At 70.9% G+C, this 20,540-nt stretch carries 21 protein-coding genes; 10 read left to right on the top strand and 11 right to left on the bottom strand.

Going from position 1 to position 20,540, the window contains the following annotated elements; genetic code table 11:
- Positions 1-22 precede the first annotated feature (22 nt).
- The 3 genes from ACIBK4_RS17875 to ACIBK4_RS17865 are packed head-to-tail and all read right to left on the bottom strand — an operon-like array spanning position 23 to position 4,747.
- Positions 23-1,540, bottom strand: coding sequence for an AMP-binding protein (locus ACIBK4_RS17875; protein WP_398995697.1), 1,518 nt, complete (start codon positions 1,538-1,540; stop codon positions 23-25).
- A complete protein-coding gene (locus ACIBK4_RS17870; RefSeq protein ID WP_398995696.1) occupies positions 1,537-3,849 on the bottom strand; it encodes a CoA transferase in 2,313 nt (770 codons plus the stop codon). The genes ACIBK4_RS17875 and ACIBK4_RS17870 overlap by 4 nt, the downstream gene beginning before the upstream one ends.
- A 19-nt stretch (positions 3,850-3,868) precedes the next feature.
- Positions 3,869-4,747 (bottom strand): alpha/beta fold hydrolase, encoded by an 879-nt coding sequence (locus ACIBK4_RS17865; protein WP_398995695.1) that lies wholly within the window; start codon positions 4,745-4,747, stop codon positions 3,869-3,871.
- Positions 4,748-4,868: 121 nt separating this feature from the next.
- Between ACIBK4_RS17865 and ACIBK4_RS17860 the strand changes: the two genes are divergently transcribed.
- The 4 genes from ACIBK4_RS17860 to ACIBK4_RS17845 all read left to right on the top strand — a co-directional run bounded on the left by ACIBK4_RS17860 (position 4,869) and on the right by ACIBK4_RS17845 (position 7,045).
- A complete protein-coding gene (locus tag ACIBK4_RS17860; protein WP_398995694.1) occupies positions 4,869-5,354 on the top strand; it encodes a MaoC family dehydratase N-terminal domain-containing protein in 486 nt (161 codons plus the stop codon).
- Entirely contained in the window at positions 5,351-5,767 is a 417-nt protein-coding gene (locus tag ACIBK4_RS17855) for an acyl dehydratase (RefSeq protein WP_398995693.1), read from the top strand. The genes ACIBK4_RS17860 and ACIBK4_RS17855 overlap by 4 nt, the downstream gene beginning before the upstream one ends.
- Before the next feature lie 187 nt (positions 5,768-5,954).
- On the top strand, positions 5,955-6,596 hold the full coding sequence (locus tag ACIBK4_RS17850; protein WP_398995692.1) for a hypothetical protein: 642 nt from the start codon (positions 5,955-5,957) through the stop codon (positions 6,594-6,596).
- Positions 6,593-7,045, top strand: coding sequence for a J domain-containing protein (locus ACIBK4_RS17845; protein ID WP_398995691.1), 453 nt, complete (start codon positions 6,593-6,595; stop codon positions 7,043-7,045). Before ACIBK4_RS17850 ends, ACIBK4_RS17845 begins: the two co-directional genes overlap by 4 nt.
- Positions 7,046-7,055: 10 nt before the next feature.
- Here the strand turns inward: ACIBK4_RS17845 and ACIBK4_RS17840 are convergent, their stop codons facing one another.
- The 4 genes from ACIBK4_RS17840 to ACIBK4_RS17825 form a co-directional block, all read right to left on the bottom strand.
- Complete coding sequence (locus tag ACIBK4_RS17840) at positions 7,056-9,116, bottom strand: M48 family metalloprotease (RefSeq protein ID WP_398995690.1); 2,061 nt, start codon at positions 9,114-9,116, stop codon at positions 7,056-7,058.
- Positions 9,113-9,820: an RNA polymerase sigma factor gene (locus ACIBK4_RS17835; protein ID WP_398995689.1), complete on the bottom strand. Its 708-nt coding sequence runs from the start codon at positions 9,818-9,820 to the stop codon at positions 9,113-9,115. The genes ACIBK4_RS17840 and ACIBK4_RS17835 overlap by 4 nt, the downstream gene beginning before the upstream one ends.
- Positions 9,817-10,056, bottom strand: a complete 240-nt coding sequence (locus tag ACIBK4_RS17830) for a hypothetical protein (RefSeq protein WP_398995688.1) — start codon at positions 10,054-10,056, stop codon at positions 9,817-9,819. Before ACIBK4_RS17830 ends, ACIBK4_RS17835 begins: the two co-directional genes overlap by 4 nt.
- A 153-nt stretch (positions 10,057-10,209) precedes the next feature.
- Positions 10,210-11,025 carry a hypothetical protein gene (locus ACIBK4_RS17825; protein WP_398995687.1) on the bottom strand — a complete coding sequence of 272 codons (816 nt, stop codon included), beginning with the start codon at positions 11,023-11,025 and terminating at the stop codon, positions 10,210-10,212.
- Positions 11,026-11,142: 117 nt separating this feature from the next.
- On the opposite strand from ACIBK4_RS17825, the gene ACIBK4_RS17820 reads away from it, so the two are divergent.
- Together ACIBK4_RS17820 and ACIBK4_RS17815 are read left to right on the top strand one after the other, a co-directional pair.
- Positions 11,143-12,312, top strand: a complete 1,170-nt coding sequence (locus tag ACIBK4_RS17820; RefSeq protein ID WP_398995686.1) for a sensor histidine kinase — start codon at positions 11,143-11,145, stop codon at positions 12,310-12,312.
- Positions 12,309-12,971 carry a response regulator gene (locus tag ACIBK4_RS17815; protein ID WP_398995685.1) on the top strand — a complete coding sequence of 221 codons (663 nt, stop codon included), beginning with the start codon at positions 12,309-12,311 and terminating at the stop codon, positions 12,969-12,971. The genes ACIBK4_RS17820 and ACIBK4_RS17815 overlap by 4 nt, the downstream gene beginning before the upstream one ends.
- Positions 12,972-13,022: 51 nt before the next feature.
- On the opposite strand, the gene ACIBK4_RS17810 is transcribed toward ACIBK4_RS17815, so the two are convergent.
- From ACIBK4_RS17810 to ACIBK4_RS17795, 4 genes are read right to left on the bottom strand one after another with little or no spacing between them, the layout of a single operon-like run.
- Entirely contained in the window at positions 13,023-13,976 is a 954-nt protein-coding gene (locus ACIBK4_RS17810) for a zinc-binding alcohol dehydrogenase family protein (RefSeq protein WP_398995684.1), read from the bottom strand.
- Positions 13,973-14,794, bottom strand: a complete 822-nt coding sequence (locus tag ACIBK4_RS17805; RefSeq protein WP_398995683.1) for an ABC transporter permease — start codon at positions 14,792-14,794, stop codon at positions 13,973-13,975. The genes ACIBK4_RS17810 and ACIBK4_RS17805 overlap by 4 nt, the downstream gene beginning before the upstream one ends.
- Entirely contained in the window at positions 14,791-15,636 is an 846-nt protein-coding gene (locus ACIBK4_RS17800) for an ABC transporter ATP-binding protein (RefSeq protein ID WP_398995682.1), read from the bottom strand. The genes ACIBK4_RS17805 and ACIBK4_RS17800 overlap by 4 nt, the downstream gene beginning before the upstream one ends.
- Entirely contained in the window at positions 15,633-16,640 is a 1,008-nt protein-coding gene (locus ACIBK4_RS17795; RefSeq protein WP_398995681.1) for an ABC transporter substrate-binding protein, read from the bottom strand. The genes ACIBK4_RS17800 and ACIBK4_RS17795 overlap by 4 nt, the downstream gene beginning before the upstream one ends.
- A 258-nt stretch (positions 16,641-16,898) precedes the next feature.
- Between ACIBK4_RS17795 and ACIBK4_RS17790 the strand changes: the two genes are divergently transcribed.
- Genes ACIBK4_RS17790 through ACIBK4_RS17775 form a run of 4 tightly spaced genes read left to right on the top strand, consistent with a single transcriptional unit; the run spans position 16,899 to position 20,537 of the window.
- Positions 16,899-18,119: a Rieske 2Fe-2S domain-containing protein gene (locus tag ACIBK4_RS17790; RefSeq protein ID WP_398995680.1), complete on the top strand. Its 1,221-nt coding sequence runs from the start codon at positions 16,899-16,901 to the stop codon at positions 18,117-18,119.
- Complete coding sequence (locus tag ACIBK4_RS17785; protein ID WP_398995679.1) at positions 18,116-18,247, top strand: hypothetical protein; 132 nt, start codon at positions 18,116-18,118, stop codon at positions 18,245-18,247. The genes ACIBK4_RS17790 and ACIBK4_RS17785 overlap by 4 nt, the downstream gene beginning before the upstream one ends.
- Positions 18,244-19,584, top strand: a complete 1,341-nt coding sequence (locus tag ACIBK4_RS17780; RefSeq protein ID WP_398995678.1) for a M20 family metallopeptidase — start codon at positions 18,244-18,246, stop codon at positions 19,582-19,584. Before ACIBK4_RS17785 ends, ACIBK4_RS17780 begins: the two co-directional genes overlap by 4 nt.
- Entirely contained in the window at positions 19,581-20,537 is a 957-nt protein-coding gene (locus ACIBK4_RS17775; protein WP_398995677.1) for a catechol 1,2-dioxygenase, read from the top strand. Before ACIBK4_RS17780 ends, ACIBK4_RS17775 begins: the two co-directional genes overlap by 4 nt.
- Positions 20,538-20,540 lie beyond the last annotated feature (3 nt).

Genomic DNA, 20,540 nt, shown 5'->3' with positions numbered 1-20,540 from the left:
GTGATTCAAGAAAACAAACGGTTCAAGTTTGATGTCGTGCCGGGGTGGGTGATGTGGAGCGGTCCCAGGTGGTGGGGGTGACCCCACGTTCGCGCAGTACGCCCTTGCGAACCTTGCCGGTCTCGGTGAGCGGGAGCTCACGCACGGTGTCGATGTAGCGCGGCACCGCGAAGGCAGGCAGCTCGTCCCCGCAGTGCCGTACGAGGTCCAGCGGGTCCAGCACCTGACCCGGCCGGGAGACGACCGCGACCATGACCTCGTCCTCGGCCAGCTCCGAGGGCACCGGAAAAGCGGCCGCATCGGCGACCGCCGGATGCGAGCGGACAGCGGCCTCCACCTCCTGCGAGGAGATGTTCTCCCCGCGCCGCCGGATCACGTCCTTGATCCGGTCGACGAACCGGAACCACCCGTCGGCCTCCCGCACCACCCGGTCACCGGTGCGCCGCCACGCGGTGGGTCCGGGCTCGGGCTCCCCCAAGTACCCGGTGCAGAAGGCGAATTCGTGCGCGCTACGGACCACCAGCTCACCGGCGACCCCGTCCGCGACGGGATCGAGCCGCTCGTCGACCACCCGCGCACAGAACCCGTCGCGCACGGTACCGACGTAACCGGGCCGCTGCTCCTCGGGCGTCGACCCGATGACGAGGTTCGTCTCCGTCGACCCGAACCCGTCGACGAGCGTCACCCCGAACCGCTCCCGAAACGGCTCCCACGCCGAGCCGGGAGTGGCAGGGGAAAGCCCGCGCCAGGCCCGATGCGCACGGTCACCGGCGCTCGGCGGCTGGGCCAGCAGCATGGGCACCATCGCGCCCAGCAGATAGACGACGGTCGCCCCGGCCTCCGCCACCCGCTCCCAGTACCGCGTGGCGGAGAACCGCTCACCGATCACACAGCTCGCCCCCACGGCCATGGCGTGCGCGAGGGTGTTCAGCGCGTTGGTGTGGAACAGCGGAAGACAGGTGTACAGCACGTCGTCGGAGGTGAGCCGCAGCGAGTCCGAGACATTGCGCCCCCACCAGACGGTCTGCGCATGGGGACAGCGCACACCGCGCGCCACCCCCGTGGTGCCGGACGTAAACAACACGAACGCGGTGTCGTCCGGGCGCACTTGGGCCGCCGGCAGGGCGGGAGCGGCGCCAGGCGTCGGTACGTCGTCCCTGCCGACGACCCACAACTCCCCCTGAAACCCGGCCGCTACGCCCCGCTCCGCCAACTCCTCCTCAACCAACAGGAATTGAGGCCCCGCCGCCCGCAGTACCTCCCGAAGCCCACCGCCCCGCAGACCGGTGTTGAGCGGGATCAGCACCGCGCCCAGCCAGGCACAGCCGAGGATGAGGTCGACGACCTCGATCCGGTTGTCGGCCATGACGGCGACACGGTCACCCGCACGACAGCCGCGCTCGGCGAGCGCTCCGGCCATCGTGGCGGCGGCCGTACGGGTCTCCGCGTACGTCCGCGTCACGCCCCCGACCCGCAGGAAGGACCGTTCGCCGAACTCCCCGGCCGCCGCGTCGAGGAGGCCGGCGATGGTGTCGTTCACCGCAGGACTCCGGCCTCCCGGAGCCGCTGGATGCGCTCCGTCGAGAACCCCGCCACCTCGCTCAGTACGGCGTCGGTGTCGGCGCCGAGCACGGGCGCGGCCTCGCGGATCCCGCCGGGCGTACGGGTCAGGCGGATGGGGACGCCCTCGTGGAGGAAGGCGCCGGCGATCGGGTGTTCCTTGCGTACGTAGAAGCCGCGGGCCCTCAACTGCGGGTCGTGCTCGACGAGTTCACGCCCGTCCTGCACGGCTCCGGCCGGGACGCCGTGGGCCTGGAGCGCCTCGGCGGCCATGTCGGCGGGCAGGGTGCGGGTCCACTCCCCCAGCGCGGCGTCGACCAGGTGCGCCGACTCCCTGCGCGCCTCGGCCGTCAAGGTCCTTACGTCGATGGCGAGTTCGGGGCGGCCGATCACTTCGCACAGCGCGGCCCACTCGGTGTCGTCGCGCACGCTGACGGCCAGCCAGCGGTCGGTGCCGAGGCAGCGGTAGACGCCCTGCGGGCTCCAGCTCGGGTGGGTGTTGCCGCTTGGTGTGACCGCCGGTCCGCCGAGGAGGCTGGTGCCCATGTGGGCGGCTATCGCCTCTAGTTGAGAGAGGTCGATGTGCTGTCCGCGTCCGGTGACGGAGCGGTGCTCCAGTGCGGCGACCGTGGCGAGAGCCGCCTGCAGTCCCGCGACGATGTCGCCGTGGCCGTAGATCACCCCGACCACGTGGTCCGGGCCCCAGCCGGTCAGTCCGGTCAGGCCCGCGCTCGCCGAGACCGTGTCGGCGTACGACACCCAGCCGTTGCGCGGGCCGGTGTGGCCCATGCCCGACATGCTGACGTAGACGAGGTCCGGGTTGATGCGGCGCAACTCCTCGTAGCCCAGGCCGAGTTTGCGCATGACGGTGGAGCTGAAGTTCTCCACGAGGACGTCGGACCGGGCGATGAGTTCGCGGAGGACCGCGACGCCTTCGTCGGTGCGGGTGTCGAGGGCGATGCTGCGTTTGTTGCGGTTGACCTCGTTGAAGTAGCCGTTGGTGTTCGGGTCCGTGTGGGGGCCGCGGGAGAGGTGCATGAAGGGGGCGAAGCGGGTGGGGTCGGGGCGGCCCATGGACTCGACCTTGATGACGTCGGCGCCGTGGTCGGCGAGGACCTTGGTGCAGTACGGGCCGGCGAGGACCCAGGTCAGGTCGAGGACGCGGATGCCGTGGAGGGCAGGGGCCTGGGTGTTCACGACCGCGGGGGTGGGCCTCGGGCGGTGTTCCGCGAGCATCTCCTGGTCCGCGCCCAACGCGGGGACGTCCAACTCCCGTATCCGGTGGCCTTCGGGGAACGCGAAGGGGAAGCCCAGGTCGGTTCGCTCGCCCTCCGGTGTCCGTACCCGGGTGAAGAAGTCGCGGGCTGTGAGCTGGGGGTTGTCGGGGAGTTCGTGGGGCAGGTCGACGGCGGCCCAGGGCAGTTTCCTGGCCTGGGCGCGCTCCGCGAACTCGGCCTTCGGCCAGGTGCCCACGAAGTCCTGGACGACCTTGAACACGTGCTCCTGGTGTTTCTTGCGTTCGACCGGGTCCTGCCAGCGCGGTTCCGTCAGGTCGGCCGCCGCGCCCTCCTCGCGCAGCCAATCGAGCAGCGCGTCCCACATGCGCGGGCTGCCGCCGAGCCCACCGCCCAGGTAACCGTCGGCGGACCTGAACAGGCCGTGCGGGACGAGGGGATGGACGCTGCCGGGGCGTGGCGGAACCCGGTCCTCGTGGAGGTAAGCGAGGGTTCCGGCCTCCAGGGCGGCCGCCACGCACGCCTGCGCGGAGACGTCGACGAGTTGTCCCGGGCCGGTGCGCCGGGCGCGGAGACCGAGCAGGGCGGCGATCGCCGCGTTCACACCGGCGAGTTGCTCGGCCTGCTGCTCAGGGAGCCGTAGCGGCGGGCCGTCGGGGGCGCCGACCTGGGCGAGCATTCCGCCCAGCGCGGCCACGACGAGGTCGGTGCCCTGCCAGTCGGTGCGGGGGCCGAGCAGGCCGAAGGGGGTGACGCGGACGTGGACGAGGTCGTCGAGGCCGGCCACGATCTCCTCGGCGCCGTTCGGGCTCCCGTCGAGCAGCACGTCGGCGGTGGTGAGGAGAGCGCGCAGCTCTTCGGGCGAGGCGGGGACGACCGACCGCTTCCCCGCGTGCCAGTGGACGAACGCGTCGCCGTCGAGTTCGCGTCGGGTCTCGTCGCCTTCCGGAGGTTCGACGAGCACGACCTCGTAGCCGAGGCCGACCAGCAGTCGGCCGGCGAACCGGGTGAAGGGGCTGGACAGTTCGACGACGCGCGGCACGGACTCGCTCACGTGTCTCCTCCCCGGAGAGTCAGTTGTGCTGCTGGTTCAGGAAGCCGGAGACGACGCTGTGGTAGTCGTAGGGCCGTTCCTCCTGCGGGTGGTGCGAGGCCTCGCTCATCACGTGCAGGTTGCCCTTGGGGATCATGCGGGCCAGCATCAGCGGGTAGTCCGGGGTCAGGAACGCGTCCTGCATGCCCCACAGGAACAGCGTCGGCGCGGCGATCTGCCCGAGTTCGGCGGTGAGGTCCTGCCAGTCGCCGCGCGGGTTGTCGGAGGCGCCGGCGAGCGCGGTCTCCTCGGGGTCGAGGCTCTGCTCGTAGCGCAGGGTGACGGTGCCGTCGGGGATGGCGTCCGGGTCGAACCACTCCAGGCGGGCGATGAGTTCACGCATCTTCTGCCACGAGGGGCCGGTGCCGCCGTAGTACACGTCGCGGGCGTTGCGGCCACGCCGGCCGCCTTCCGGGAGCGGCGCGAGCGGGCCGTAGAAGACGGGCATGCTGCCGGTGATGACCAACGACCGTACGCGGTCGGGGTACTTGGCGGCGAGGTTGAGGGCGATGGTGCCGCCCCAGGAGTTGCAGACGAAGTCGGCGCGGTCGATGCCGAGTTCGTCGAGCAGGGCCACGGTCTTGGCCGCGTGGTAGTCCCACATGGGGCCCTCGATGACGGGCTTGGCGGACTTGCCGTACTGGAGGATGTCGACGAGCAGGCAGCGACGGTCCGTCGCGAAGAGCGGTGCCACCTGCCCGAAGTCCGACCAGCCGGTGCAGCCCGGGCCGCCGCCGTGCAGGAAGACCGTCGGGCTGACCGCGGGACTGCCCTTCCCCAGCTCGACGTAGTGGTACTTGACGCCGTCCGCTTCCGCGTAGGTGCCCTCCGGGGGCGCCTGGATGTCCATGAGGTCCATGTCCCGATGGTGGGACGGCGGCGATCTCCGCCCAAGCGGAACGGTCCGCTGAGCGGGCCGGTTCCGTGGCGGCCGGGGGCGGACCGTCCTTACCGTCCGGGCACCGGAGGGGAGGCAACTCATGATCAGGAGCGCCGCGTTGGAGCTGGTCGAGGAGCGGGCCCGGGCGTCGTTGGGGAAGTGGGAGCAACGGTCGTTGGGGGTCGTACGGGCCGAGGACGCGGCGGAGTTCGCGCGGGCGGCCGGAGAACGCGCACCGCACTTCGTCGATCCCGCTCGCGCCGACTTCGCCGTCCACCCCATGTATGCGGTGAGCCTGCTGCGCGGGGCGCCCGGCGCCGATGCGGCGGAGTTCCGGCCGGACGGCATGTACCGCGACGAGGTCCCCGGCACCGACGGACTCGACGTGCGGCTGATGGCCGGCGGGCAGGACGTGCGGTGGGTCGGCGCGGTGCGGGCGGGTGACCTGATCGAGCTGCGGCGCGCGCTGACTGCCGTAGAGCGCAAGGGAGTTGGCGAAGGCTTCCTTCTCCTCACGGTGGAGAAGGTCTACGGCGCGGAACGGGGCACGTTGATCGAAGTCACAGAAAGGTTCATCGTCCGGTGACAGGCCGTCAGAAACGCCAAGTCGTCGTGGGGCAGGCCGTGTTGCCCGTCGAGCTGACACCCGACGCGATCAGTCTGCTGCGGTTCGGGGCGGTCACCCGCAATGCCCATCGCATCCACTACGACGCCGAGTTCGCGCGGTCGGAGGGGCTGGCGGGGGCGGTCGTCATGGCTCAGCTGCACGGGTGTCTGTTTCACCGTGCCGCCGTGGAGTTCGCGGGTGTGGGTGGAGAGGTGCGGGAGGTGGGGTGGCGGAACCGGGCGCCGGCGTATGCCGGGGATCGGCTGGTGGTGACGGGCACGGTGCGGTCTGTGGACGCGGTCAGTGGTGCGGTCACTCTGGATCTGGTCGAACGCTGCGGTGCCGGTGACGTGGTGTGTTGCCGGGGGCGTGCCGTGGTGGTCCCCGGGTGAGGTGAACCCCTTCCCCCGGCGGAGGCGGCACGGTCACAATGGACGGCCGGTGTCGGCGGATCCGAGCCCCGGGAGGTGCCGAATGCCGTCCAGTCCTGTGCCTCGGCGGAAGGCCGGTGAGGGCGGTACGGGCGGTGCGGTGGATCGTCGGCCCGGGCCGCTTCCAGTTCCGGGACGCGCCGCGAGCGTGGACGCTCCCGTGCACGACGCCGCGACGCTCGGGTTCGTCGACCGGCCCGGCCGCGAGTACTGGTGGCATCGGCTGAGCGAGGCGGCCCGCGACCGGATGGTCACCAGGGTCGGTCCGATCGTCGAGTGGTGGGCGTACTGCCACCGCGCGGACGACGAGCGGCCGTACGCGGTGGTGTTCGGTGAGCGGGGTCTCGCCGTGGCCACGCCGACCGTCAACGACCGTGGCGGGCCCGCGCAGTTGCTCACGGTCGTGCCCTTCGTACCGTCGTCGTTGCGGCACGCGGTGGTGGTGCGGAAGCCGAGACGGCCGCGCCCCGGTCGTCCCGCGTTGTCGGCGGGCGACGCGCCACGTGGGTTGGAGGAGGAACTGCCGCTGCCGGCGCGGTTACGCGGGTTTCTCGGCAATCTGCCCGTGGAGGCGCAGTCACGGTTGCAGTGGCCGTTCGTGAACGGCGATGTGTTCGACCGGGGGGACTGCTTCTACTCCGGCAACGACGACGAGCTGGACGTCTGGTGCTACCTGGCCGGACGCCGGTGGGTGACCTTCGTGTCCGGGCACGGCTCGGGTCTGTCCGGTCCCGCGCACCGCGCCTCGTGGCGGCTGGTCTGCCGGCAGGCCGAGGTGGCGGTGCGGTGAGCGCGGCGGACGAACCGGACTTCTATCTGGTGCTCGGCGTCCCGGCCTATGCCGCCAAAGGTGAGATCGTGCGCGCGTTCCGCCGCAGGGCGCTGACCCACCATCCTGACCGTGGCGGCGACGCGGAAGCCTTCCAGGACGTGCGCCGGGCCTACGAGGTGCTGTCCGACCCCGTGCGGCGTGCGGCGTACGACCGCCGCCGCGCGGCTGTGCCACGGAGCGCGCCCGGAACCACTGCCGAGCCGGCGCCTGCGGCCGACCCCTTCGAGTGGGCCTCCGGTGCCGGCCCTCGCACGGGTGGCCCCTCGGGCCCCGTCCGTGACCAGGGGATGCACGAGGGTTTCTTCCCGGCGCACGATCCGGGCTCTTCGTGGCGGCGGGCCGACCGGTTCGCCTGGTGGAGTCCCGTCGACGAACCGCCGCCGAAGCGACGCCGACGCCGTCGCTGACCCGCTCCGGTCACCGGCAGCCGACGGCCCTGCTCCCGGAACTCTGCCCTTGCGCCGGGATCAGCAGGGTCTGTCCCACCGCGAGGGCGGTGCTCTTCCCCAAGTCGTTGAGTTCCTGCAAGTCCTTGACGGTGGTGCCGTACTCGCAGGCGATGCCGGAGAGCGTGTCACCGGATACGACGTGATGGATGCCGAGCAGGAGATCGGCCACCGGGAGCGGGATCAGGGGCCGGGTGATGAACGGTGCGGGCAGCGACGCGGCGTAGCTCGGCTCCGGCTGCAGATAGGTGGAGTGGGACCACGGCTCGTACGGCGAGGCCTCCGTGGTCGGCAGCTCCAGCCCCGGTCGGTAGGTCTGCGGGTAGGGCTGGGAGGAGTCGGAGCCGAGCAGGGCGACCCCCCACACCACCATCGCGACGGCCAAGGCACCCATGGTCACCTTGGCGACCGTGCGTTGCCGCGCGAGTTCCTGGGTGATCAGGTCCGGCGCGCTCCTGGTACTCCGCCGGGCCGTTGTCCGGCCGGCCGGTGCGGCCACGGTACGCAGGGCCAGGACGACCGGTGCCTCGATGTCCAGGCCGAGGCGCGCGAGTTCACCGCGCAGGGCCGGGACCGCCGTACGGTCGCGTGCGGCGGCCGCGACGAGATCGTCCAGGTGCCCGTGCCGGTCGCGAGGGCAGTCCAGGAAGTAGCCCCGGGTCCAGCTGAGTATCCAGCGCGCACGGCCCGCGCCGGCCAGTGCCTGCCCGGTCAGCGCGTACAGGGCCTCGGTGAGCTGTTCCTCGGGCTCGGGAGCGTCGGTGAGACGGCGGATCAGGCCCGTCCCCTCTCCTCGTTCCAGCAGATCGAGAACGGTGGCGAGCGTGGGGCGCTCGGTCGTGCGGGTGTCGCGTGCCGCGTCGAGCAGGAGGCTCGCGAGTTCGACGGCGAACGCCTCGGCGGCCAGGTCGGCCCACTCCGCCCGGGGCAGTGCCGTCGCCGAGTGTCCGGCCTCGCCGAGCATCTTGCGCTGCACCCTCGGCACCGGTGACGGGTCGGCGACCAGCGGCTCGTCCTCGACGACGGTCCCGGGGTGCCCGGCGGGCAGCGCTTCGAGCAGGGCCAGCCGTCGGGCCAACGGTGGATGGGAGTCCAGCGGGGAACGGCCCAACTCGACCGGGTGCGCTCGCAGTTCGGCCATCCGCGTCCGCACCGGCGGGTCGCCCACCATGGCGGCGAACGCCTCGAAGACGTCCTCGGGCACGAACCCGAGCCGCTGCACGGGCCGTAGATACCGGCTCTCGAACCCGGCCCAGGTGACGCCGAGCGCGTGGACGGCGCGCAGCGCCTGGGCGGTCGCCTCCGGGCCGACAATCGAGGCCGCCTCCGCGTCCGCCTCCAGTTCCTGGCGTCGGCGCACCGCCAGCGACAAGCGCAGATACACCCAGGCGTAGGCACCGATCGCCGCCTGGTACAGCCAGGCGTACCCGACCCGGCCCTGGTCGGACCGTGCGGTCATGCGCAGCCGGAACAGGGTGGAACGCAGCGACGCGGCCCCCCGGTAGGTGATCGCGCCGAACCGGGTGTGCCGGCCCGCGTAGTGGCCGAGTTCATGGCAGAGCACGGCCCGCAGCTCCAGGGGCTGCAGCCAGCGGAGCAGCGGCACGCCCAGGCTCATGGTCCGCTCCCCGACCGCGAAGCCGAGCAGCCGCGCGTCCTCCGACACCGACGCGTTGGCCTGCGCTGTCAGGTAGATGCGGCTGGGCGGCCGGGTGCGCAACTGCCCGGCCAGCTCCTCGACCAGCCGCCACAGGCCGGGGGCGTCGGCGCGGCGCAGGAGAACCGCGTCGGGCGGGGGCGCCTCGGTGCGGCTCACCGTGGCTATCCCGTACAGCAGGGCGGAGGCTGCCGGGATACTGCCGCCGAGGGCGAGCGACCAGTTGCCGGCCTGTGAGGGGTTTTCGACCATCACCCACAGCGTGAGGACGACGAGTGCCGTGTCGACCACCAGGAGAGTGAACGCCACGACGTAGAACCCGGCGAGCATCCCCACGGCGAACAGCCCGCGTAACCATCCCAGGACCGCGGTCACCGGCTCTCTCCTCGTCTGCGGGCCAGCGCCGCCCGCGCCCGGTCGAGCCCTTCCGCATCCGCCTCGACGGCCGCCCGCAGCCATGCCTCCGTGGTGCGCAGGGCCCTGACGAGGGGGTCACGCCCGAGGCCGACGCGGCTCGGGTCCGCGCGTCCGGGACCGGCCGGCTGCGGGCCGGCCATGAACGGGTCGTGCCTGCTCGTGTCGTCCGCGGCCATGTCCAGTGCCTCCTTGAGCGTCCGGCGCGCCTTGGAGATGTTCGCGGCGACGCCGCCGCGCGTCATCCGCAGCGTCTTGGCGATCTCGCTCTGGGACCAGCCGTGCAGACAGAACAGCACCATGGTGACCCGCTGCCGCGGCGGCAGGGCGGCCAGCAACCGCAGCACCTCGCGCGCCTCCGCGCTCTGTTCGGGGCTCGCCCGGACCGGCACCGGCACGTCCGGCAGCCGGTCCTGGCCCGTTCTGCGCCTGCGCTGTGTCTTCCACAGTCGCTGGACCGCGACCCGGTACGCCCACGCCTCGGGCAGGTCGTACTCCGCGATGCGGTCCCAGGACCGGTAGGCCTCCAGGAACGCCTCCTGGGTGACGTCCTCGGCGTCCTCGCGACTGCCGCAGAGCATGATCACCTGTGCCAGGACACGTCCGTACGCGCAGGTGAAGAAGGTCTCGAAGTCCCTTTGCCCCAGGGCCTGTTCCGCGCTCACCGGTGGTCAGCCCCGACCGGCTCGGCGGCCGTCGACGACGCCGGACGGGCGATCAGCGTCCGGCCGTCGGCGCGCGTGACCTCGACCGTGCCGCCGGGCCCGGCCGCCCGCACGACCGCGGCCAGCGCGTGCGCCCACGCGCGGTCCCGCACCGGCTGCGTCCACAGCACCGCCAGCGCGTACACCAACTGAGTACAGGCCGGCACCACGACCACCACCACAGGTTCGACAACCATCTCAGGGTCCCTTCCACAGGATCGGAGCAGTGACACCCTGATACAGCCGTGAGCGCCCAACTCGTTTACCCGGGACGGGAATTCACCGTCCTGGACCGGACGGCCGCAGCGCCGGCCGGGCAGCCGGGGCCCTGCGGTCCGCGGTCCGGTCGGTCAGTTCCTGAACGTTTCCTGAACGCCTTCCACGCTGTTCGGGGGTGCCGCTTTCGGGGGATCGGACCGGCGGTGTCGTGATGCGATCACCGTGATGACTCCCGCGAGGAGAATCCCGAGGACCAGGCTGATCGGTCCCGTACTCAATTGCAGTCCGTCCCCATAAGGGGCGGGTACGGAAAGCCAGTCCGCGACGGAGGCACCCAGGGGACGGGTGATGGTGTAGGCGAACCAGAAAGCCAGGACCTCGTTGAGACGGAACCAGCGATATCCGACCGCCGGAATCAGAATGATTCCGAAGAAGACGAAGGACGAGGCCAACGTGCCGAGTCCCAGGGTCACGGCCGCGAAATCACCCGCGGCTGTTCCCAGAGCGAAGGTGCACAGAACGGTCAGCCAGTAGAACAGCTCCCGCAGACGGTTGTCGATGCTGTGCACGTCCAGGGTGCGCTGTGTCGCGTACCAGGCGGCGAAGACGCCGATCTGGACGGCCACCAGCATCAGAGTGGAGGCGTAGAGCGGCATCCCCAGATCCTTGTTCAGGAAGTCCGCCGACATCGTCCCGAATATGCTCACCGCCGTCACCGCGAGCCAATACACCCACGGGACGTATTTCGTGGTGCTCATCTGCACGGCCAGGCATATGAGGAGCAGGCCCAGCCCCATCAGCATCGCGGCATGCTGTCCGATGTAGTCGTTGAAGAAGACGTAGTCCGAGAAGGACTCGCCGAACCCGGTGGTGCACAGTTTCGCGATCCAGAAGATGAGGGTGATCTCCGGCACTTTCATGGCCATGGTCGCTGGTCGTGTTCTCATGCCGTGACGCTAAAAGCGGCCCCGGGAGCGGCACATCCGACAATGGTGGCCACTTTCCGGCGGATGTAAGACCTTCGATTGATGCCGCCGGGACCGCCCTTCCGTACTGTCGGCGGGGTGAAGCACCTCCGACCGGCGCACCGACCGTCCCGGGACCGCCCGTCCCTGTCCCTCGTCCTGCTCCTCGGGCCGCCCGTCCTGTGCGCTGTCGCCGCGTCGCACGAGTTGCTCTACAACCGGTCCGGGGTGCTGGACTGGGTGCTCGCGGCCGCGGTGATCTGTCCCCTCCTGCTGCGCCGCCGGGCTCCCGTCGCCGTGTTCTGGTTCTGCTGGGCCGCAGCGATGGCGACCTGGACGCTCGGCACGGTCTCGTTCTCCGAGTTCGCGGTGCTCGTCGCCCTCTACACCGTGGCCGCCCACCGCGGTCTGCGGCACTCGCTCGGTGCCGCGACGGCCGTCGAGCTCGGCGTCGTGCTGGTGGCGGTACGGTTCGCTCCGGCCGCGAGCGTCAACGACGCCTTCGTCATCCTCAGCGGACTGGCCGCGGCGGCGTTCTTCCTCGGCACCACCGTGCGCGCCCAGCGCCGCTACCTCGCCTCCATCGAGGACCGCGCGCAGCGGCTCGAACAGGAACGCGCCCAGCAGGCGCAGCTCGCGGCAGCGGCCGAACGCACCCGGATCGCGCGGGAGATGCACGACATCGTGGCCCACGGACTGGTGGTCGTCGTAGCCCTCTCCGAGGCAGCGGCGGCGACCACGGCGACCGATCCGGAGGGCGCCCGGGGAAAGATGCTCCTGGCCGCGTCGACCGGCCGGCAGTCCCTCGCCGGAATGCGTCGGCTCCTCGGCGTCCTGCGGGCCGAGGACGGTGGCGACCGTGCCCCGCAGCCCGACCTCGGCTCGCTCGATGCCCTGGTGGACGAGACCCGCGGCACCGGCCTGGACGTCCGGCTGACCGAGACCGGCGACCGCACGACCCTGAGCGCGGAGGCGCAGACGACGCTCTACCGGATCCTCCAGGAGTCACTCACGAACGTCGTCAAGCACGCCCGGGACGCGTCAAGGGTGGATGTCGTCCTGCTCCGCGACGGTGACCTGGTCGGCTTCAGCGTCACCGACGACGGTAAGGCGTCCCCCGGGTCCGACACCGGGGCGGAGGGAAAGGCCGGCAACGGACTGACCGGGATACGGGAACGGGTCGCGATGTTCGACGGTGACCTCCGGGCGGGGCCCACCCCGTCCGGATGGGTCGTGTCGGGTGAACTGAAGCTGGGAGAACCGCGATGACGATCTCGGTCCTCCTCGCCGACGACCAGGCACTCGTCCGCATGGCCTTCCGCAGCCTGCTCGACACGATGCCGGACATCACCGTCCTCGGCGAAGCCGCCGACGGGCAGGAGGCGGTCGACCTCGCGCGGCGCACACTGCCGGACGTGGTGCTCATGGACGTACGCATGCCGGTCATGGACGGCATCGAGGCGACCCGGCGCATCACCGCCGCGACAGCCTCACGCGTTCTGATCCTCACCACCTTCGACCTCGACGAATACGCCTTCGAGGGCCTCCGCGCGGGAGCCTGCGGATTCCTCCTCAAGGACGTCGTCCCGACCGTGCTGCGGGCGGCGATCCGGTCCGTGGCCTCCGGCGACGCCGTCCTCACCCCGCGCATCACCCGAGGTCTCGTCGACCGCTTCGCCCAGATCGCCCCCTGGCCCCACGCCGACGACGCGGGCGCCCTCTTCGCCCTACTGACGCCCCGCGAGAAGGACGTGTTCCACCTCATCGCCGCCGGCCTCTCGAACGCCGAGATCGCGGAGCGCCTCTTCCTCACCGAGGCCACCGTCAAGACCCACATCACCCGCATCCTCACGAAACTGCGGCTCCGCGACCGGGTGCAGGTCGTGATCTTCGCGTACGAGCATCAGCTGCGCCCGCACGGGGAGTAGCGGGGGCCGGGTCCGGGCGGGCGGCGCCCTTGTCGGCGTTCGTCAGGCACTTCACCCCAGTTCCAGCACCACCTTCCCCACCGCCTCCCCACTCCGCAGCCGCTCCGCCGCCTCGGCGAACGCGTCGATGCCATGCCTCTCGATCTCCAACGTCAGCTCCCCGGACCGCAGTTCGGCCAACAGCCCCTCCGCATCGGCCGCGACCTCCTTGCCCCGCGTCATCAGATTCACCGGCAGCAGGGACACATCGGCGAGCAGGAAGTCCGCGAGGTCGACGGTGAGTTCGCGTCCGGCGGTGTAGCCGACGAGCGCGACCCGGCCGCGCGGACGGACGAGCGGGAGCGCGTCACGCAGGACCGGGCCGCCGACCGTGTCGACGACCACGTCGACCGGGCCGCCCACCGACTCGGCGGACAGGTCGGAGGCGAGGACGGACTTCGCGGGGGCCGGGACGTGGGCGAGCTTGGCCGAGCGACCGACCACGCCGATCACCTCGGCGCCCGCCCGCGCGGCGACCTGTACGGTCATCGCGCCGACCGCGCCCGCCGCGCCGGTCACCAACACCCGCTCCCCCGGCTGGACTTGCGCGACCGCGTGCACCGCCGCCCACGCCGTGCCCGCCGGCGAGAACCAACTGCACGCCAGCGCAGGGTCCGTGCCCTCCGCGACCGCTTCCGCGGCGGCGTCCGGCACCAGCGCGTGCTCCGCCCAGCAGCCGTCGCGGCGCAGGCCGAGGGCCTTGCCGCCGAGCCGGACCAGGGCGCCCTCGGGGTGGGTGTCCGAGGCGAGGACGACCCCGCAGCCCGTGGTGCCCGGTACGGCCGGCAGGTCGGGGAGGATGCCGAACTTGCCGTCCACGACGTTCAGATCGAGGTGACCGACCTGGGCCGCCCGCATCCGTACGAGGGTGTGGCCGGGGCGGGGTTCCGGCACCGGCCGCTCCACCAGGCGGGGCAGCGAGCCGAAGCTCTCCAGGACCAGGGCGCGGGACTTGGCGGTCGTCACAACTTGACTCCGTATCGACGCAGTACGCGGGACGCGACGATCCGCAGGACGCGGTCGAAGACGAACCCGAGGATTCCCAGGGTGATGATGCCGACGAAGACCCAGTCGATCCGCCCGTAGTTGCGGGAGGTCCAGATCAGCGAGCCGAGACCGACCTGGGAGGCGACGATCTCGGCGGAGACGATGGTCAGGAAGCTGTTGCCCATGGCGAGGCGGGCGCCGGTGACGATGTGCGGCACGGTCGAGGGCAGCACGATGCTCTGGAGGATCTGGCGGCGGTTCGCGCCCAGGTTCCGGGCCGCGCGCAGCTTGGACTCGCTCACCGCCATGACACCGGCGCTGGTGTTGACCGTGACGATGAAGACGGCCGTGTAGAAGATCAGGACGACCTTCGACGACTCGCCGATGCCGAGCCACACGACCGCCAGGGTCACGAAGGCGACCGGCGGGATGAAGCGGAAGAACTCGATGTAGGGCTCCAGGAGTTGGCGTACGACCGGGACCTGTCCGACGAGCAGGCCCACCGGTGCGCCGACGAGGACGCCGAGTCCCCAGCCGATCAGGATGCGGCGGCTGGAGGCGATGATCGAGTTGGTCAGCGTGCCGTCCGACGCCAACTGCCGTGCCGCGCTGAGGGTTTCGCCCGGCGAGGCGACCAGCGAGGAGCCGTAGGCCGTCGCCAGCAGTTGCCAGACGGCGAGGCCGATGAGGACGGACAGGGTGTACATGCCGAGTGCGCGCAGGCGGCCCGCGGTCGCCCGGGCCGGGTGTTTCCTGGTCTCCGCGCTTCCTGTGGCGGCGGCCGTCGCGACGGTCATCGGGCGTCCTCCTCGGTGTCGGGCGACGGGGCGTCGAGGCCCTGGTCGCGCAGGGACTTGCGGACCTCTTCGCCGATGTCCGCCCGGAGTTGGCGGCGGAGTTCGACGGCGGCCGGGTCGTCCTCGTCGCGCGGCCTGGGCAGGTCGACGGGGTAGACGCACTTCACCGAGGCCGCCGGGCCCGCCGTCATCACGGCGATGCGGTCGGCGAGCAGGATCGCCTCGTCGATGTCGTGGGTGACGAAGACGACGGTGCAGCCCGAGGCACGCCAGATGCGGTCGGTCTCCTCCTGCATGACTTGCCGGGTCTGTGCGTCGAGTGCGCCGAAGGGTTCGTCCATCAGGACTACGCCGGGTTCGTTCGCCAACACCCGGGCGATCTGGACGCGTTGACGCATGCCGCCACTGAGTTGGCCCGGGAAGCGGTCCGCGCAGTGGCGTAGGCCGACCAGGCCGAGGTATTCGTCGGCCAGTTTCGCCTGTTCGGCGCGTGAGGCGCCGCGCATGCGCGGGCCGTAGGCCACGTTCTGACGGACCGTCATCCAGTCGAAGAGGGCCTCGCTGCTCTGGAAGACCATGCCCAACTCCGGGTCGGGGCCGGTGATCCGGGTCCCGCCGACGCTGAGGCTGCCCTCGTCCACGGTCACGAAGCCGGCCATGGCCGACAGCAGGGTTGACTTGCCGCAGCCGCTCGGGCCGAGCAGGCACAGGAACTCGCCGGCGGCTATGTCGAGGGAGATGTCCCGGACGGCCTGGAAGGAGTCGAAGCGGATGCCGACGCCGTCCGCGCACAGGGCGGCGCCACGGACCTTCGGCAGGGCGGTGTCCACGACCTCCGTCATGACGTTCCCTTCAAGTGCTGGGTGAACCAACCGCGTTGGACCGCCGTCGTGACATCGGGCTGGGCCTTGACCTTGCCGGTGTCGACGAAGAACTTGGCCGTGTCCGCGTACCCCTTGAGGTCCGTGTCGGTGAAGTCGCGGGTCCCGAAGTCGATTTCCTTGATGGCGGTCAGGGTCTGGGCGGCCGGTACCTTCACGGCCTTCTCGGTCGCGTCGGCCGCGGCTTTCGGGTCGCTCTCGGTGAGCCGGGCCGCCTCCTCCAGGGTCTGCGCGACCTTGGTGGCGGTGTCGGGATTGGCCTTCAGCCAGGCCGCGCTGGTGAGCAGCCACTGGGAGTAACTCAGGCCGTAGGCACCGGTGTTCTCCAGGATGTGGCCGCCCTGCGCGACGCCCTTCGTGGGCCAGGGTTCCCACAGGACGTACGCGTCGACGTCGCCCTTCTGCATCAGGGCCGGGATCTCGGGCGGGTCGGCGGTGATGAACTTGACCGACTTCGGGTCGATGTTCTTCGACTCCAGGAAGCGGGTGGCCGCGAGCTCGGAGAGTCCGGGCGCCACGGCCATCTTCCGTATCTGCGAAGGGGACTTGACCTTCGGGCCGAGGACGACCTTGAGGTACTTGCCGGACTGCTCGTAGACCAACAGGGAACGCAGGTCCGGGTCCTGGGGCAGCATGCTGATCGTGGTGGTGTCGGAGTTGCCGGACAGCTGGACCTGGCCGGCGACGAGGTTGTTGACGCCCTCGCTGCCCTGCCCGAACTGGACCAGCTGGACGTTCACTCCGTGCTTGGCCCAGAGGCCTTTCGCGTCGGCGAGGAAGAAGGGCGCGTACGAGGCGTCGATGCCGACGCCGATACGGATGGTGGGGCCCGCGGCGTTCTTGCCGGAGCCGGAGCCCGCGGCCGAGTCGGTGGTGCCCGCGCCGCACGCGGTGAGGGTGAGGAGTGCGACGGCGAGGGCGGTGGGGCCTGCGAGGGGGTGGCGTGTCGTGGACCGTGTCTCCATGAGTACCTCAGAGGTCGATGGGAGACCGCCGGCTTCGGCTGGTCGGTGGGGGGCGGCACGGGATTTGGCGCACCGTAGAACGGCGGGTGGCCTCCACGCATCGACGAGGGTCCGCTGACCGGGACGCGCAGGTGAGACCCGGTCTCCCGGCACGTCCGCGGGGTGCGGTCTGCTCAGCGGGACGGGTCCCTTGGGCGGATCCGGCGGTCCGTCGCATGCTCGCCGGACAGGCATCCCGGCAGCAGGAGGACGCGCACGATGACGGTCGACGACTCTCCCGACACCCAGCCACCGGTCCGGAGCCGCCGCAGACCCACGGGTGAGCCCGGCCGCCAGGACTGGAAGTCGTGGCCGCACTACGACGCGGCGGGCGCGGGCTTCCGCGGCTACTGGTACCCGGTGACCTGGTCGAGCCAGATCACGGGCGACCCGCTCCCGTTCACGATCTGCGGCGAGAAGATCACCCTGATCCGCGACGGCGGCACAGCCTACGCGCTGCACAACCGCTGCCCGCACCGCGGCGTCCCGCTCTCCGAGGGTGACCAGCAGTTCCCGGGCACGATCAGCTGCCCGTACCACGGCTGGACCTTCGACCTGCCGACCGGCAAGCTCGCCGCGGTCATCACCGACGGGCCCGGCTGCCGGCTGACCGGCAAGGTCTCGGTGCGGACGTACCCGGTGGAGGAGCGCCTCGGCATGGTGTGGGTGTACATCCCCCTCGCCGACGAGGAACCGCACTCCATCGACTCGCAGTTGCCCGAGGAACTCGTCGAGAACGCCTTCGTGATGGGCGGCCGGATCGACCCGCGCAGCGGCAACTGGCGCTTCGCCTGCGAGAACGGCTTCGACGAGGGACACGCCAAGTACCTTCACCGCACGGCACTTTGGCGCCTTTTCAAGCCGATGCCGACCTGGAACATCACCCGCGTCGTCCCCAAGGGCCGCTGGATCTACCGGGTCCAGGACGAGGTGTACTGGGAGGCGGACTTCCCCGGCGTCGGCCGCTGGACCAACAAACGCTGGTGGAAGACCCGGCCGCCGAAGGAGACCTTCAACATCGGCAACACGGGCAAGCCCGACAAGGTGAACCCGACGATCGAGGCCCAGGAGTTCCCCGGCTTCGCGTCCCTGTCGATGCCGGGCGTGCTGCGCATCGCGTACCCGAACTTCATCCACTACGAGTTCTACGTCCCCGTCGACGAGGACAACCACCGCTATGTCGGCGTGATGGTCAACTTCACCGAGGGCTGGGACACCCTGCGTTTCTACGCCAAGTACCTCGGTGCGATCCGGTGGTTGTTCCACGGCCAGTTCTCCGGCCAGGACGCGTGGATGGTCGACATCACCGACGCGCCCCCGGAGAAGCTCTACCGCCCCGACATCTCGCTGACCGCCTGGCGGAACCTCAGCGAGGAGGAGTACGGCAAGAAACTCGCCGGCACCGACACCGGCACCGTTTCCGACGAGAAGAAGGCATGACCATGGGCCGCACCCTGCTCACCCTGCTCACCCTGCTGATCGGAGCCGGTATCGCCCTCGGGCTCCCGCTCGCCAAGAAGCGCTTCGAGCGCACCACCATGACCCAGGTCCACAGGATCAACCAGTGACCACGGCAAGCGAGTTGACCGGTCTCGACGACCGTCGGCGCGGCTGGGTCGAGGACGCCTGGCGGCAGGTCTCCGGCGACCGGCTGCGCGAACTGATCACCGGGCTCGTCGACATCCCGAGCCCCACCGGCGACGAGCGCCCTCTCGCCGAGCACATCGCCGCGACCCTCACGGCCGCCGGCTGCCGTGGTCAGGTCCAGCCGCTGGACGACCGGCAGGCCAACGCCTGGGCCCGGCTGTCCGGCGACGGCACCGGCCCCGATCTCATGCTCTACGCACCGATCGACACCCTGACGGTGGGCGAGGAGAGCGAGGATCTCCCGTGGATCGGGCCGGAGTTGCGGGACGACATGCGTCCGCGGGCCACGGTCCACGACGACCTCGTCGTCGGCCTCGGCGCCTCCAACCCGAAGGGCCACGCGGCCTGCGTGATGATGGCGGCCGAGGCGATCGCCCTGGCCGGCGTCCCCCTCACCGGCGACCTGGTCGCGGCGTTCGGCGCGGGCGGCATGCCCACCAACGCCCGCCCCGGCAGCGTCCGCCTCAACACCGGCCAGGGCGCGGGCTGTTCGTTCCTCCTGGAACAGGGCGTGTGGACCGACTACGCCCTCATCGCCAAGCCCGGCTGGACGGTCTCCTGGGACGAGGTCGGCCTGGTCTGGTTCAGGGTGACGGTGCACGGCACCCACACCTACGTCGGCTCCCGCCACCGCCTCCCCTACGACAACGCCGTCGCCCGCGCCGGCGAGGTCGCCCGGCATCTGGAGGAGTGGTTCGTCGAGTACGCCGACCGGCACACGAGCGGCACGGTCGCACCGCAGGGCATCGTCTCCTCGATACAAGGAGGTTGGCCCCGGATGGCGGCGGTGACACCGGCGTCCTGCACCCTCATGGTGGACCTGCGCATCGCCCCGGAGACGACCCCGATGCAGGCCAAGCGGGAGTTCATGAGCGCCCTCGACGCCCTGCGCGAGAAGAACCCGGGCATCGACGTCTCCGCCGACATGGTCCTGTCCATCCCCAGCACCCGCACCGACCCGGAGAGCTGGATCTGCCGTAGCGCGACGGCGAGTTGGGCCGCGTTCGAGGGGCGCGAGCACGAGGTGATCCGGGGCAACAGCGGGGCCACCGACGCCAACATCCTGCGCGGGCGCGGGATCCCGACCGTGCGGGTCGGCATGCCGAAGGTCACGGACTCGCTGTTCGACATCGACTTCGCGCGCGGCATGAACACCGTCTCCGTGCGGGCGATGGAGAAGCTCACGCGCCATCTGATCCGTACGGCGGTCGACACCGTCACGCGCTCCCGCGCCGAGGTCGAAGGGACAGCAGCATGACCGAGATCGTCCTGGGCGTGGGCGCCTCGCACAGCACGCTGATGAACACCCACTGGGAGGAGACCTTCCACAAGGACCGGGCCGAGCGGTTCCGCGACGCGCTCGCGGAAGCCCGGGAGGCGCTCCTCGCGGCCCGCCCCGACACGGTGATCCTGATCGGCTCCAACCACTTCCGGGGCTTCTGGCTGGACCTGATCCCGAGCTTCACGATCGGGGTCGGCGAGTGCATCGCCAGCGGTGAGTCGGGTACCCCGAAGGGCCCGCAGCCGGTGGACGTCCCGCTGGCCCGGCACATCGCCAACTCCCTTGTGGAGAGCGGCGGTTTCGACCCGGCGTTCTCGGCCAGGCTTCAGATCGACCACGGTCAGTCGCACGCCATCCAGTACCTCTTCGAGGGCCTGGACGTGGAGATCGTGCCGATCGTCGTGAACGTCTTCGCCCCGCCCCTGCCCACCCTCACCCGCTGCGAGGAGCTGGGCCGCGCGATCCGGGACGCCGTCCTCGCCTTCCCCGGCGACCGCCGTGTCGCGGTGGTCGGCTCGGGCGGTCTCTCGCACCGGCTGCCCTGGCCGGACTGGCGCGAACCACACGGCGACGACGAGGAGTTCATGGTCGGCGCCTGGCTGAACGGCCGGGAGAACTGGCAGGACTACGACGTCCGGCGCCGCGAGATCATCCGCGCCGCAGAGGCCGCGCTCAACCCGGAGTTCGACGACGACTTCCTGTCCCTAGTCGAGCAGGGCGAGGTCCGACGGATCACGGCGTACAGCACCGAGGAGTTGGAGAAGGTCGCCGGCAACGGGGCGCAGGAGCTGCGCACTTGGCTGCTGATGTCGGCCGTACTCGACCACGTGCCCGGCCGCAGGCTGGCGTACGAACCGATGCCCGAGTGGCTCACCGGGATGGGCGTAGCCGTCCTGGACCCCCAACAGGCCCCCACCGAAAGGCAGTAAGGC

Source organism: Streptomyces sp. NPDC050528, from assembly GCF_044457795.1.
In the GTDB taxonomy this organism is placed as follows: domain Bacteria; phylum Actinomycetota; class Actinomycetes; order Streptomycetales; family Streptomycetaceae; genus Streptomyces.
The sequence above is the reverse complement of the archived record's forward strand: the minus strand, read 5'-3'. Positions and strand labels throughout refer to the sequence as shown.

Excerpts from the sequence above, each read along its gene's own strand:
- ACIBK4_RS17865 (WP_398995695.1), bottom strand. The coding sequence starts at position 4,747 with ATGGACCTCATGGACATCCAGGCGCCCCCGGAGGGCACCTACGCGGAA.
- ACIBK4_RS17860 (WP_398995694.1), top strand. The coding sequence starts at position 4,869 with ATGATCAGGAGCGCCGCGTTGGAGCTGGTCGAGGAGCGGGCCCGGGCG.
- ACIBK4_RS17830 (WP_398995688.1), bottom strand. The coding sequence starts at position 10,056 with ATGGTTGTCGAACCTGTGGTGGTGGTCGTGGTGCCGGCCTGTACTCAG.
- ACIBK4_RS17825 (WP_398995687.1), bottom strand. The coding sequence starts at position 11,025 with ATGAGAACACGACCAGCGACCATGGCCATGAAAGTGCCGGAGATCACC.
- ACIBK4_RS17815 (WP_398995685.1), top strand. The coding sequence starts at position 12,309 with ATGACGATCTCGGTCCTCCTCGCCGACGACCAGGCACTCGTCCGCATG.
- ACIBK4_RS17805 (WP_398995683.1), bottom strand. The coding sequence starts at position 14,794 with ATGACCGTCGCGACGGCCGCCGCCACAGGAAGCGCGGAGACCAGGAAA.
- ACIBK4_RS17800 (WP_398995682.1), bottom strand. The coding sequence starts at position 15,636 with ATGACGGAGGTCGTGGACACCGCCCTGCCGAAGGTCCGTGGCGCCGCC.
- ACIBK4_RS17795 (WP_398995681.1), bottom strand. The coding sequence starts at position 16,640 with ATGGAGACACGGTCCACGACACGCCACCCCCTCGCAGGCCCCACCGCC.
- ACIBK4_RS17790 (WP_398995680.1), top strand. The coding sequence starts at position 16,899 with ATGACGGTCGACGACTCTCCCGACACCCAGCCACCGGTCCGGAGCCGC.
- ACIBK4_RS17785 (WP_398995679.1), top strand. The coding sequence starts at position 18,116 with ATGACCATGGGCCGCACCCTGCTCACCCTGCTCACCCTGCTGATCGGA.
- ACIBK4_RS17775 (WP_398995677.1), top strand. The coding sequence starts at position 19,581 with ATGACCGAGATCGTCCTGGGCGTGGGCGCCTCGCACAGCACGCTGATG.